The sequence below is a fragment of the Candidatus Photobacterium acropomis genome, from assembly GCF_030685555.1.
In the GTDB taxonomy this organism is placed as follows: Bacteria; Pseudomonadota; Gammaproteobacteria; order Enterobacterales; family Vibrionaceae; genus Photobacterium; species Photobacterium lucens.
In genome coordinates this window covers 139,168-152,454 of the sequence record NZ_CP131609.1, presented here as the reverse complement: position 1 = coordinate 152,454, position 13,287 = coordinate 139,168, and the positions used below count along the sequence as shown (strand labels likewise).

The window sequence follows — 13,287 nt, the reverse complement described above, 5'->3', positions numbered from 1 at the left end:
TTAAAACGATGATGGCGACTGAATCTAGCCTGAAAACTGTGTTTTCACTTAATAAACACTGTTCGATAGATATAAAAAAACGACGCCGAAGCGTCGTTTTTTAAGAAGAAGCAATATCTTATAGGATATCTAGTAGCTCAACTTCGAATACTAGTGCAGCGAATGGAGGAATTGCAGCACCTGCGCCACGCTCACCGTATGCTAGGTTTTGTGGGATGTATAGTTTCCACTTAGAGCCTACAGGCATCATTTGTAGAGCTTCAACCCAACCAGCGATAACGCCAGTTACTGGGAATTCTGCAGGTTGACCACGAGAAACAGAGCTGTCAAAAACAGTACCGTCTGTTAGCATACCGTGGTAGTGCACGCGTACTTGTTTGTCAGAAGTTGGGATTTCGCCGTTACCTTCAACTAGAACTTCGTATTGAAGACCAGAATCAGTTACAGTAACTTCTGCACGCTGTGCATTTTCTGCTAGGAATGCTTCGCCTTCAGCAGCTGCTAGTTTAGCTTGAGCTTGACGTGCTTCGTCTGCTTTTGTGTGAAGTTCACGTAGTGCATTGTTGATTTCATCAACTTCGATTTCTGGCATTTCGCCAGCAAGAGAAGCTGCGATACCCTTAGCAATTGCTGCTACGTTTAGGCCTTCAAGACCGCTTTGAGCTAGTTGTTGGCCCATTTGAAGACCAATACCGTAGCTTGCTTTAGACTCAACTGTATCTAGTTTAACGTCAGACATTATCGTCATCTCTTAATGTAGAATGAATTAAAGCAAGCAGGATAACAGTTTCGCCCCTCATGGGTAAACGTTTGTAACCATTATTCGCAAATTGCGTGACATATGAAGCTCTGGAGTGCTGTATATGGGACAGGCCAAACGCCGTTCGAAAACAAAACAAGCGTCACAACGACGCAGTGTGAATTTTAATATCTCAGGGATCACCGGAAAATGTCGCCAGCTTAAAGAAGGTGTGAGCCATACTTGGCATCGTTTTCCACGTTTCCATCGCTGGGCTCTGATGATCCTAGTACCGATTTTTGTTGCGGTATTGATGTTGCCATCATCGGCACAACTAGAGCAGGATGATAGTCCTGCAACCTCAGTTCGTCGTGATATTCAGCTTGATCTTGGTGGCGTCACTGATACTCAAACAACAACGAATGTGACTGGTGGTACGACATCAAATGGTGTAGCTAATACTGTGGTGAGCCAACCTACCGATGTGGTATTAGATACGGCTGATGTCACAGAAGATAAGCGTATGAAAGCGGTGGGTGGCTTGGAAGATAATGGTCCAGCCCCTGAGAAAAAACCTAAGCTGCAAAGAATTTACCCTCTTAATGGTGGTAAAGCATATGTGATTGATGTGGCTACGCAAAAGCCAGTGGCAACGACACCAGCAAAGCCGACATCATCTAGTTCATTGAAATCAAACCCATCCACAGCGAGCCAACCTAAAGCAGCCGCTTCTGCAGGTCAGTGGGTAAGTTATAAAGTACCAGCGGGTAAAACATTAGCCAGTGTATTTAGAGATCGCTCATTGCCGTTATCTGATTTGTTCGCTATTGCGAAAGTAGAAGGTGCGGGTAAGCCGATCAGTAACGTACAGGCAGGTCAAATGCTGACATACCGTGTGAACAGTAATGGTCAAATTGATGGTTTGAAGATTGATGGTAATGGAATTTCAGCGACTTATTACCGTCGTAGTAATGGTGGTTATTACCGTCAATAAGCCATACCTAAAGACAAGATTAAAAAAGCCCACTTCGGTTAACTGAAGTGGGCTTTTTCTATTTTTACGCTCTATTTTCTATATTGATATAGGAGCTTAAGAGTTCATTGGCGCTAATTGTTTACGTTTGGGTTTCGGCATCATTGGCAGAATGATCAATAAAATACCGAATAGGGTGAGTGCATCTAAACTTTCGTTAAACCAAACCCAGCCAAAGATGGCGACAAATATCAGTCCTGAATATTCCGCAAGCCCGATTTGATGGGTTTCACTTTGGCGATAAGCCATGACCACACAGCCTTGATAGCCCAACGTAAATAGGGCGCTGGCTGCAATTAAGCCAAGGTTTTCCATCGATATTGGTTGCCAGAAATACCATGCTAACGGTGTAGCGACCGGAAGCGATAATACACAAGTCCAAAATAGCGTGGTCGCAACACTTTGAGATTCTGGCAGTTTACGTACCAAGACATTGTAAAGTGCCAATGTGGTTGCTGTACCTAATGCTGCAATGGCTGCCCAGTGAAATTGGGTTGGACGTAATACAATCAGAATACCAATAAAGCCAATCGCAGTGGCTATTACTTTGTTTTTGCTAGGATGCTCACCTAATAACAGCATAGATAATGGGATCATCAGCAGAGGCGCGGCATAAAACAATGCATTCGCTGTTGCTAAAGGTAGGTAAGTCAGCGCAACCAATAACATTGAGCTTCCTGCTAACACTAAGTAAGCTCGGATTGTATTGATCTTCCAACTCCCTACAGTTCGTTTAGGCTTAGCTTGCGATAACCATAGCGGCAGAATGATCACTAAGCTCAATATTTGGCGAAGAAACATGTATTGAAAAGGGTGAACTTCGCCATTGAGTAGCTTGACTGCCACATCAGAAAGCGAGGCAGATAAGTTGCCGAATACGAGTAATATAATTCCCAGTGAAACGGCACTTAATTTCATCTTGGCTGACCTAGCGTTAGAATCATATCGACATGTGGAATGCCATCTTCAAGATACATCTCAGAGGTTTGCTCGAACCCATGTTGACGATAAAAATGAATGAGATGCTCTTGCGCTCCGATCTCAATCGTTGCATTAGGCCAAAGACGGGCAGCGTTGGCGAGTCCTTGTTTTATGAGTTCATGACCGATGCCATTACCACGTGCTTCTTGTGCCGTAACGACACGACCAATGCTGACGTTATCGTAAGTAAGCCCCGGGCGTAATAAGCGTAAGTAGGCGATCAGTTTGCCGTCTTGATAACCGAGTAGATGGTAAACATCATCTGCACGATCGTTATCATCCAGATCAGGGTAAACACAGGTTTGCTCGACGACAAAAATATCAGATCGTAGCTTTAGTGCATCATAAAGCTGGTGGGGCGTGAGTTGTGTAAAAGAAAGGCATTGCCAAGTTAGCATCAGGTGTTCTCTTATCGATGATAAAAAAAGTGAACTTCATAGTAACCTGAGTTGTTCAATGCCTCATTAACCATTGTTAATTTCGTTGTATTATTGTGGCTGTGCTTGCCTTTTTTTAATGCGGCTTAAACTAATAGGCGTGATCCCTAGGTATGACGCAATCTGATAATCCGTCAGTTTAAAATTAAGTTCCGCAAAGCTTTGTGTAAACAATTGGTATCGTTCTTCAGGGCTGTACATCAACATAAAGCGCTCTTTGTTTTCTTTAAACACCAACTGACGTTCCAATAAGTTGATATACAGTGCTAAGCCTTGGGCACGCCATGTTTCAATTAATGTAATCGGTAGTGCGATAAGCTGACTTGCTGATAAGGTTTCTAATAGAAAAGGTGATGGGGATTGGGTGATCAGCCCTTCAAAGCCAATTAACGCATCTTGATCCCAATAAAACTCTTTACTAAATTGTTTACCGCTTTCGGTGAGATAACAGGCATGGCACAGTCCATCGAGTAAAAAGTAAAACTGCTCAGCTTGTTGACCTTGATTGAGCAAGATATGACGAGTAGGTAGCTCTAATATTTGAGCGTGTGCTAATGCTTCGTCAATGGTGGTTTGCTCTGCACCAAATTGTTGAAGAAATTCGGCAAGTTGAGAAAGTTGTGCGGAATGCTTCATGATAGCTCACTCTTTAACAGTAAAAAAATACCGCAGACAATGCTGCGGTATTGATAGCTTACTTTATCACGACGATTATTTCGCGTGTTGTAAATCCAATTGGTAAATAGCAAAGCCAGTTGGTGTTGTTTCAACTTGGGTCATTGGGTACTGACCTTTGTCTTTAATGAACTTGGCTGCTTTTTCACTATTGGCAGTTTCAAAGCGAATATCTAATTTCTTATCACTTTTCAGTGGTGTGAAGTGCCAGTTGTTATCTGCACTCGGTACTACTTGGCCTTTCTCTTTACTTACACGGCTGATGTAGTCTGAAAGTACAGTGCGGTTTTCATCTGGTGATGCGAACGCGACAAACTTCTCACCTGTACCTGCAAACTTACCGCTGTAAGCTCGGTAGTTGTTGGTTGCGATAATGAATTTTTGATTGTCAGCAACAGGCTTACCGTTGAAAGTTAGATCTTTAATACGGTTTGCTGTTGGGTTAATGACTTTACACTCACCGTCGTATTTTGCTGGTTGTGAAATATCGATGTTGTAAGTCACGCCATCAATCACATCGAAGTTGTAAGTACGGAAACCATCCCAGTTGATCAAACCTTGTGGTTTATCACTGTTAACATCGATTTGGTTAAATTGTCCTGCTGAACACTCCAGCCATTCTTTCACTTCTTTACCTGTCACTTTCATTGCAACCAGGGTATTTGGGTACAAGTATAAGTCAGCAGCGTTACGGAAAGTCAGTTGACCTGCTTCTACTTCAGTAAAGTTAGTTGCATCGTTACCACGACCGCCAGCTTTAAATGGAGCGGCAGCAGACAGAACAGGGATACCGTCTAGATCAGGATCGCCTTGAATGAAGCGCTCAACATAATCTTTCTGCGCAAGGTTAACGATTTGTACCGTTGGATCATCTTGTACCAGTGCAAGGTAGCTGTACATTACATCGCTTGCTTTACCGATTGGCTGATTAACAAAATCACGAGTCGCGTTATGATCCACTTTTACGGCTGCGACTAATTTAGGATCGGCATCAACGATAGGCTTTTGCGTCGCTTTGTCGAAAATAGGGCGAGCTTCAGTTTGTGCTGAAGTTACTTTCCAGCTGTTACCGTCTTTATCTAGCACCAAGTCCATGATACCCACGTGATCGCCCCAGCGACCCGGCATCACAGCAGGAATACCGTTGATCGTGCCTTTCTCGACATCTGCGCCCGGTAGGTTTGCAAAATCTTTGCTCGGGAATACTGCGTGTGAGTGACCAAAGGCAATCGCATCAATGCCCTTAACTTGTGTTAAGTAGTAAACCGAGTTTTCTGCGCCCACTTTGTATGGGTCTGCCGCAACACCTGAGTGTGGAATTGCCACGATGATGTCAGCGCCTTCTGCCTTCATCTGTGGAATGAATTTCTCAGCAGTTTGCTTAATGTCTTTTGCTTCTACCTTACCTTCTAAGTTCTTCTTATCCCACACCATGATTTGTGGCGGTACAAAACCGATGTAACCGATCTTCACTTGTTGATCGTTACCATCGATGTCTTTGAAGGTGTATTCCTTAATAAGGTAAGGTTTAAATAGGTTTTTGCCTGTTTTTAGATCGTAAACGTTAGCATTAATGTAAGGGAAGTCAGCACCTTCAATGCTGGTATCAAGGAAGTCCAAACCATAGTTAAACTCGTGGTTACCAATGTTACCCACATCGTAATTAAGTTGGTTCATTACCTTGTAAACAGGGTGTACTTCACCGTGTTTGATCCCTTTGGCTGCCATGTAGTCACCCATAGGGCTACCTTGTAGCAAGTCACCATTATCAACTAATACGCTGTTTGTTACTTCACCGCGTACTTTCTCAACTAAGGTTGCTGTTCGCACTAAGCCTGTTTTGTCCGTTGGTTTATCTTTGTAGTAATCGTAATCCATCACATTGGTATGGATATCGGTTGTTTCTAGGATACGTAGCTTGATGGTGTCTGCAGTAGCAGGGCCTGCAAGCGTAAGTAAACCGCCAAGGATCGCAATTGATAAAGGCTTAGCTGATAATGTCATGAATATCTCCAAACGGGGTAGGCAAAAAAGCAGGCGTAAGGTATCAAATATGCTGATAAACGCTGTTAGCTGTGTCGCACTATTGTGCTATCGATCTCGTTTTTTTTGATGGAGTGTTACTGAGATCGAATATTGCGGTTCGATTTAACGCATTTAAAGGTGAGTTATTCGTCATAACCTAGACAGAAAAGGCATAACGTTTAGGGAAACGATTTGCTTGCTTCCCTAGTGCTGGCAATAAAAGTGAGATTTATCACTATATATTCGTCTTTATATAGCGAAAGCCTCTGCTTAGTTTCATTTTGGCGAAAAGGCAGCGTTTTGCTAAACATTTTGGAATAAAAAATGAAATTTTAGAATTTCAAGTAATATCTAGCCCCCTCTATAGTGCATCTAGGGATAAAAAGAGGGGCTAATGATGGATTACTTGCCAATTTTTGCAGATTTAAAGCGTCGACCGTGTTTGGTTGTCGGTGGTGATGACAGCGCGTGGCGTAAAACCCGTATGCTATTAAAAGCAGGGGCTGATGTGCGTGTCATTGCCCCAACGTTAAATGCGGATTTCACTGCGGCATTAGCCCAAGGACAAATTCAACATGTAGGTGAGTTTTTTTCACCTGACGATCTTGATGGCATTTTCTTAGCTATCGCGGCAACGGATCGCAAATCTGTTAATGCTCTGGTATATCAATCAGCCAATCAACGTCAAGTGTTGGTGAATGTGGTGGATGATACCCAACGTTGCAGCTTCATCGTTCCCTCTATTGTTGATCGTTCCCCAATCATTATCGCGATTTCTTCGTCAGGCCAAGCCCCTGTACTGGCTCGCTTATTACGTGAAAAGCTAGAAGCGCTGCTACCACAACATTTAGGACGTATGGCGACTATCGCAGGTAATTTCCGTCAGCGTTTATCACAAACTGTTTCGTCTTTTTCTGCTCGTCGTTATTTCTGGGAGCAAGCCTTTAACGGACGATTTGGTGATTTAGTTGCTGCAGGTCGAGAGCAAGAAGCCGAGCAAGAGCTGGTGGCATTAACCCATCAAGCACCCCCTCAAGGTCAAGTGGCATTAATTGGCGCAGGTCCGGGTGATGCAGGCTTACTAACTCTTCGTGCATTGCAGTTAATGCAACAGGCTGACGTCGTACTTTATGACTATTTAGTCTCTGATGAAGTCATGGATCTTGTTCGCCGTGATGCAGAGTTAGTCTGTGTTGGCAAAAAAGCCGGTTTTCACAGCGTGCCGCAAGAAGAAACCAATCGTTTAATTGTTCATTACGCCAAACAAGGTAAGCGTGTTGTACGTCTAAAAGGTGGCGATCCGTTTGTATTTGGTCGCGGTGGTGAAGAATTAGAAGTGCTATTTGATGCTGATATTCCATTTCAAGTTGTACCGGGTATTACAGCCGCTGCGGGTGCTACCGCTTATGCTGGTATTCCTCTCACTCACCGTGATTATGCCCAAACTGCCATGTTTGTGACTGGGCATTTGAAGCCCGATGGTGACACCTTGGATTGGTCAACGCTGGCGCGAGGTAAGCAGACCTTAGTGATTTATATGGGCTTGATGAAATCGAGTCACATTCAACAGCAATTATTAGAGCACGGTCGTGGTGCTGATACCCCGATAGCCATCATTGAACGTGGCACGCAGAAAACCCAAAAAGTATTAAAAGGTCAGTTAAGCGAACTGGCTCAATTAGCTCAACACGCTGCTTCTCCCTCGCTGATTGTTGTAGGAGAGGTGGTAAACCTATCGACGAAATTAGATTGGTTCACAAAACAGGAACAGTCGCTACAGCAGCAAGATGCGGTAGTTAAACTGGCATAGTATGGAGAGAGAGATGGACCCGAAACGTTTAACCCACCTCAAGCAGTTAGAAGCGGAAAGTATCCACATTATCCGTGAAGTAGCGGCTGAGTTTGATAATCCAGTGATGATGTACTCTATCGGTAAAGATTCATCAGTGATGTTGCACCTTGCTCGTAAAGCATTCTACCCGGGGAAAATTCCGTTCCCATTGTTGCATGTAGATACCGATTGGAAATTCCGCGAGATGATCGAATTTCGCGATCGCACCGCAGAAAAATACGGTTTTGATCTATTGGTACATAAAAACCCAGAAGGGTTGGCGATGGGGTGTAGTCCGTTTGTTCACGGCTCATCAAAACATACCGATATCATGAAAACTCAAGGCTTGAAGCAGGCGCTTGATAAGTACGGTTTTGATGCCGCTTTTGGTGGCGCTCGTCGTGACGAAGAAAAATCTCGAGCAAAAGAGCGTGTGTATTCTTTCCGTGATAAGAACCACACATGGGATCCGAAAAACCAACGTCCTGAGCTCTGGAAAACCTACAACGGTCAGATTAATAAAGGCGAAAGCATTCGTGTCTTCCCGCTATCAAATTGGACAGAGCTTGATATTTGGCAATACATCTACCTTGAAGGCATTGAAATCGTACCGTTATACCTATCGGAAGTACGCCCTGTAGTGGAGCGAGATGGCATGTTGATCATGGTCGATGATGATCGCATGGAGTTACAGCCTGGGGAAAAAATTGAACAAAAGAGTGTGCGCTTTAGAACCTTGGGCTGTTACCCACTAACGGGAGCCATTGAATCAACCGCAGATACGCTACCTGGCATTATTGAAGAGATGCTGGTGGCAACATCGAGTGAGCGACAAGGCCGAGCGATTGACCATGATCAGTCCGGCTCTATGGAATTGAAAAAACGCCAAGGTTACTTCTAAGGAGAGAATAATGAATAGTGTGATTGAACAACAGGTCGCTGAGCTCGGTATCGAAGCTTACCTTGACCAACACCATAATAAATCTCTGCTGCGATTTTTAACCTGTGGCTCAGTGGATGACGGTAAAAGTACGCTTATCGGTCGACTACTGCATGATTCTCACCAAATTTATGAAGATCAGTTAGCTGCCATTCATACTGATAGCCAGAAAGTCGGTACGACAGGCGATAAGCCTGACTTGGCACTGCTGGTTGATGGCTTACAAGCTGAGCGTGAGCAAGGGATCACCATTGATGTGGCTTACCGTTATTTCTCAACCAAAGCGCGTAAATTCATCATTGCTGATACCCCGGGGCATGAGCAGTACACCCGTAATATGGCAACAGGGGCTTCAACTTGTGATGTCGCGGTTATTTTGATTGATGCGCGTAAAGGCGTATTGGATCAAACTCGTCGTCACTCTTACATTGCGAGCCTATTGGGTATTCGTCACTTTATCGTTGCGATTAATAAAATGGACTTGGTGGGTTTCGATCAAGCACGTTTTGAATCTATCCGTGAAGAATATTTAGCATTCTCGAAAAAACTCAATAGCGATATCAATATCAGTCTAGTGCCATTGTCAGCACTAGAAGGTGACAACGTTGTTGGTTTGAGCGATAAAACGCCTTGGTATCAAGGTGACTCATTATTGACGTTACTAGAGAAAGTTGACCTAGCCCAAGATCAAACCTCTGATGCACTGCGTTTCCCTGTGCAATACGTTAACCGTCCTAATCTTGATTTCCGTGGCTTTGCCGGCACATTGGCATCCGGTGAATTACGTGTTGGTCAAACAGTACGTGCATTACCATCAGGTAAAACATCCACTGTTGAGCGTATCGTTACCTTTGATGGTGATCTTGAAGTGGCACACCCAGGTTTAGCTGTGACTGTGACCTTGGCTGATGAAATTGATATTAGCCGTGGCGATACGTTAGTGGCAGGCGAGGAAACGGTGCCGCTAAGTAATAATGTATTAGCTGATATTGTTTGGATGGGTGAATCACCATTAGAAACAGGACGCCAATACGATATTAAAGTAGCAGGTAAGAAGACCGTCGGTACGGTTGATGCAATTCGCCACCAAGTGGATATCAACAACCTGGAAACCTTCGAAACGGAGGTATTGCCTTTAAATGGTATTGGTCTGTGTGAAGTGAGCTTAAATGAAGCGATTGCGGTTGATAGTTACCAAGCGTGTAAAGACACCGGTGGCTTCATTGTGATTGATCGTTTAACCAACGTAACGGTTGGTGCGGGTATGGTACGTGAAGCGTTAGATGCGAAACAAAATACCGCGCAATACTCAGCCTTTGAAGTTGAATTAAATGCCCTGATCCGTAAGCACTTCCCACATTGGGATGCGAAAGATCTTAGCAAGTTGCTAGGGTAATCATCATGGGATGGGAGCAAGCGATCGTTCTCGCTATGTTGGTGGTGATCATTCTTTGTTTACTGGCAACCAAGATAAAACCTGCCTATCTCTTTGCTGGGGCTGCGTTTATTGGTTTTCAGTCAGGCATGATCGATTTACCTACGCTGGCGGGTAACTTTACTAATTCGTCATTATTGACTTTGGTATTGTTGATCCTTGTTTCCATCGCATTAGAAAAAACGCGTTTGATAAGTTGGGTTGGGCGTCAAATCTCACAGGGTGGTCAAAGCTCAGTGGTAACGAAGCTCGGTTTATCAACCGCGTTATTATCATCATTTACCAATAATACGGCAGTCGTGGTATCACTGATTGGTGCCATTAAACGTAATCAGCGCCATGCCCCTTCTAAATTATTGTTACCTTTATCCTATACGGCGATTTTAGGTGGCACCTTAACGCTAATAGGTACATCCACTAACTTAATCATTAATAGCTTTGTTGAAGATGCGGGACTGCCGAGTTTAAGTTTCTTTGCGCCAAGTGTTATTGGTCTTGCTGTGTTGGTTATCGGCCTAGCTATTCTTATTCCGCTTAGTCACTTATTACCAAGTTATGATGATCATGCTGACGATCAACTGCCTTATTTTCTCGAAGCAAGGGTAAAAGCAGATTCCCCCTTGGTCGGAAAAACGGTAGCTGAAAATGGTCTGCGTGCATTACGCCGTTTATTCTTAGCTGAATTGATCCGAGATGGCGAAACTATCGCACCTGTTTGCCCCGATACCAAACTTAAAGCAGGGGATACCTTATTATTTTGTGGTGATGTAGAAAGCGTCACTACCTTACAAGAAATCCAAGGGCTAAACCTTTTTGGACAGCATCATCTTAATGGTCAATCCATGATGGAAGTGATCGTGAGCCATTCAGCAGGGATCAGAGGCAAAACCTTAAAGAGCACACGCTTTAGAGAAAACTTTGATGCTGTCGTCGTCGCTATTCGCCGTGGTCACGAACGCCTAGCTGGTGGATTGGGTAACATTGAGCTTCATGCTGGTGATACCTTAGTCATCGTGCCGGGAAAAACCTTTCAACAGAAGAAAACCACGTTAGATCGCGAGTTCGTATTAGTTAACGGTTTAGATTCCAGTGCCCGATTAGATAACAGTAAAAGTGCAGCAGTATTAATGGGATTTCTTACTGTTATTGGACTCGCTTTATTGGATATGTTGCCCATTATTAAGGGGCTAGCGGCCTACTTACTCGTGATGGTCGCTGTTGGGATCATTTCTTTTACTGAGTTACGCCGCCGATTTCCGGTAGATATTGTGGTGATTGTCGGCTCTGCGCTCACCCTTGCTCAATTGATGATAAGTACTGGGTTATCTGAACGTATGGGGGAAGCGTTAATCACGGCTTTCAATGGTTGGGGAATATATGGCGCATTGATAGCTGTGTACCTCATGACATTAGTATTGACTGAGCTAGTGACTAACAATGCAGCCGCCGCTTTATCATTCCCCATCGGTTACAGCTTAGCGCTGGCTTATAACGTAGATCCTATGCCTTTTATTATGGCGGTGTTATTTGGCGCGAGTGCGAGCTTTATTTCACCTTACGGTTATCAAACCAACTTACTGGTCTACAGTGTTGGTAACTATAAATTAAAAGATTATCTACGGATTGGATTGCCAATATCGATAGTCTATTCAGTGGTTGTTCTCAGTTTGATCCCACTGCTATTTCCTTTCTAATCACTAAACAACGGAGTGTGTTATGACAATCACACCACAAGTCCATGATGATAACGAAAACATTGTTTGGCATCGTCATACCGTAACAAAAGCATTACGTGCCGAGCAAAAGCAGCAGAAACCTTGTGTGTTGTGGTTTACAGGGTTAAGCGGTGCGGGTAAATCCACTGTCGCTGGTGCACTGGAAAATAAACTGGCCGAGCTTGGTCATCATACTTATTTATTAGATGGTGATAATGTTCGTCATGGTTTATGCCGAGATTTAGGTTTCTCTAGTGAAGATCGTCGTGAGAATATTCGCCGCATCGGTGAGGTTGCAGCGCTAATGGCTGATGCGGGTTTAATCGTACTGAGCGCGTTTATTTCTCCTCACCGAGAAGAAAGACAGCTGGTACGTGATCTTCTTCCTGATGGCGAGTTTATTGAGGTTTTTGTTGATACACCTTTAGTCGAGTGTGAAAAACGTGATCCAAAAGGCTTGTATAAAAAAGCGCGAGCAGGTGAAATCAAGCAATTCACGGGTATCGATTCTGAATACCAGTCGCCGTTATCGCCTGAGATCCATTTAGCGGCAGGAAGTCACGCAATAGAAGAGCTGGTGGCACAGTGTATCGAACACCTTAAGTCACAACAGATCATCAGCTAAAACACTATAAGGAGAAAGGGATTGGCAATGTTACTCGACGAAATATATAGCATCGCATTAGAAGCCGGTGCTGCCATTATGGATCGTTACCATGGTCAGGTTCAGATCGAACAAAAATCAGATAGTAGTCCAGTGACCGATGCCGATCTTGCCGCAAACGAAATTATTGTAGCCAAGTTAAAGCAGTTAACTCCCGATATTCCCATTCTTTCAGAAGAATCAGCCCATACTGACTGGCAAGAAAGGCAACACTGGGACAGCTTTTGGTTAGTTGATCCTCTCGATGGAACCAAAGAGTTCATCCGTAAAAACGGCGAATTCACCGTTAATATCGCACTTATAAAAGAAGGGAAACCTGTATTAGGGGTAGTTTATGCGCCAGCATTAGAAAAAGCATGGTTGGGGAATAGCGAAAAAGCGTGGCTAGAAACCAAAGCGGGGCGTGAGCCTATTAAAGTCAGAGTAGCCACAGTACCAACAATTGTTGGCAGCCGCTCTCATCCATCACCAGAGCTTGCGCAATATCTAGAACAAATGGGGGAGCATAAAATGACGGAAGTCGGTTCATCCTTAAAGTTCTGTTTAGTCGCAGAAGGTAGAGCCCAACGTTATCCACGTTTAGGACCAACAATGATGTGGGACACCGCCGCTGGTCAGTGTGTTGCAGAAAGTGCAGGGGCTATTGTTACTGATCTTGATGGACAACCTCTGAATTACCACAGAGAAGAATTATTGAATTCGTCATTCATTGTTTCAATTAAAGACTAAACTTAAAAAATTACGAAAAGGCATATGAGTTTACTCATATGCCTTTTCTTTTTGATATAAGAAACTCGTTAAACTGTGCAAAA

The 13,287-nt window shown here is 43.8% G+C and carries 12 protein-coding genes; 7 read left to right on the top strand and 5 right to left on the bottom strand.

Annotated elements, in window-relative coordinates:
- Window positions 1-118: 118 nt before the first annotated feature.
- The gene (gene bamJ / locus Q7657_RS07210) at window positions 119-739 is read right to left on the bottom strand and encodes a BamJ family beta-barrel-assembly machinery protein (RefSeq protein ID WP_053986414.1); all 621 of its coding nucleotides are present in this window, start codon (window positions 737-739) and stop codon (window positions 119-121) included.
- A 124-nt stretch (window positions 740-863) separates the two neighbouring features.
- Here bamJ and Q7657_RS07205 point away from each other — a divergent pair, with 124 nt between their 5' ends.
- Entirely contained in the window at window positions 864-1,733 is an 870-nt protein-coding gene (locus Q7657_RS07205) for a LysM-like peptidoglycan-binding domain-containing protein (RefSeq protein ID WP_107167393.1), read from the top strand.
- A 96-nt stretch (window positions 1,734-1,829) separates the two neighbouring features.
- Here Q7657_RS07205 and Q7657_RS07200 read toward each other — a convergent pair whose 3' ends face one another.
- From Q7657_RS07200 to Q7657_RS07185, 4 genes are all read right to left on the bottom strand, one after another.
- The gene (locus Q7657_RS07200; RefSeq protein ID WP_107167392.1) at window positions 1,830-2,690 is read right to left on the bottom strand and encodes a DMT family transporter; all 861 of its coding nucleotides are present in this window, start codon (window positions 2,688-2,690) and stop codon (window positions 1,830-1,832) included.
- Window positions 2,687-3,151, bottom strand: coding sequence for a GNAT family N-acetyltransferase (locus Q7657_RS07195; protein ID WP_107167391.1), 465 nt, complete (start codon window positions 3,149-3,151; stop codon window positions 2,687-2,689). The genes Q7657_RS07200 and Q7657_RS07195 overlap by 4 nt, the downstream gene beginning before the upstream one ends.
- Window positions 3,152-3,241: 90 nt before the next feature.
- The gene (locus tag Q7657_RS07190; protein ID WP_107167390.1) at window positions 3,242-3,826 is read right to left on the bottom strand and encodes a Crp/Fnr family transcriptional regulator; all 585 of its coding nucleotides are present in this window, start codon (window positions 3,824-3,826) and stop codon (window positions 3,242-3,244) included.
- Between the two features lie 75 nt (window positions 3,827-3,901).
- Window positions 3,902-5,869, bottom strand: coding sequence for a bifunctional 2',3'-cyclic-nucleotide 2'-phosphodiesterase/3'-nucleotidase (locus tag Q7657_RS07185; protein ID WP_107167389.1), 1,968 nt, complete (start codon window positions 5,867-5,869; stop codon window positions 3,902-3,904).
- A 418-nt stretch (window positions 5,870-6,287) separates the two neighbouring features.
- Here Q7657_RS07185 and cysG point away from each other — a divergent pair, with 418 nt between their 5' ends.
- From cysG to cysQ, 6 genes are read left to right on the top strand one after another with little or no spacing between them, the layout of a single operon-like run.
- Window positions 6,288-7,700 carry a siroheme synthase CysG gene (cysG, locus tag Q7657_RS07180; protein WP_107167410.1) on the top strand — a complete coding sequence of 471 codons (1,413 nt, stop codon included), beginning with the start codon at window positions 6,288-6,290 and terminating at the stop codon, window positions 7,698-7,700.
- A gap of 13 nt (window positions 7,701-7,713) precedes the next feature.
- The gene (gene cysD / locus Q7657_RS07175) at window positions 7,714-8,622 is read left to right on the top strand and encodes a sulfate adenylyltransferase subunit CysD (RefSeq protein ID WP_053986408.1); all 909 of its coding nucleotides are present in this window, start codon (window positions 7,714-7,716) and stop codon (window positions 8,620-8,622) included.
- A gap of 10 nt (window positions 8,623-8,632) precedes the next feature.
- Window positions 8,633-10,057: a sulfate adenylyltransferase subunit CysN gene (cysN, locus tag Q7657_RS07170; protein ID WP_107167388.1), complete on the top strand. Its 1,425-nt coding sequence runs from the start codon at window positions 8,633-8,635 to the stop codon at window positions 10,055-10,057.
- A 5-nt stretch (window positions 10,058-10,062) separates the two neighbouring features.
- Window positions 10,063-11,790, top strand: a complete 1,728-nt coding sequence (locus Q7657_RS07165) for an SLC13 family permease (protein ID WP_107167387.1) — start codon at window positions 10,063-10,065, stop codon at window positions 11,788-11,790.
- Window positions 11,791-11,812: 22 nt separating this feature from the next.
- A complete protein-coding gene (gene cysC, locus Q7657_RS07160; RefSeq protein WP_053986405.1) occupies window positions 11,813-12,436 on the top strand; it encodes an adenylyl-sulfate kinase in 624 nt (207 codons plus the stop codon).
- Window positions 12,437-12,463: 27 nt separating this feature from the next.
- Window positions 12,464-13,204, top strand: a complete 741-nt coding sequence (gene cysQ, locus Q7657_RS07155) for a 3'(2'),5'-bisphosphate nucleotidase CysQ (protein ID WP_181319908.1) — start codon at window positions 12,464-12,466, stop codon at window positions 13,202-13,204.
- Window positions 13,205-13,287 lie beyond the last annotated feature (83 nt).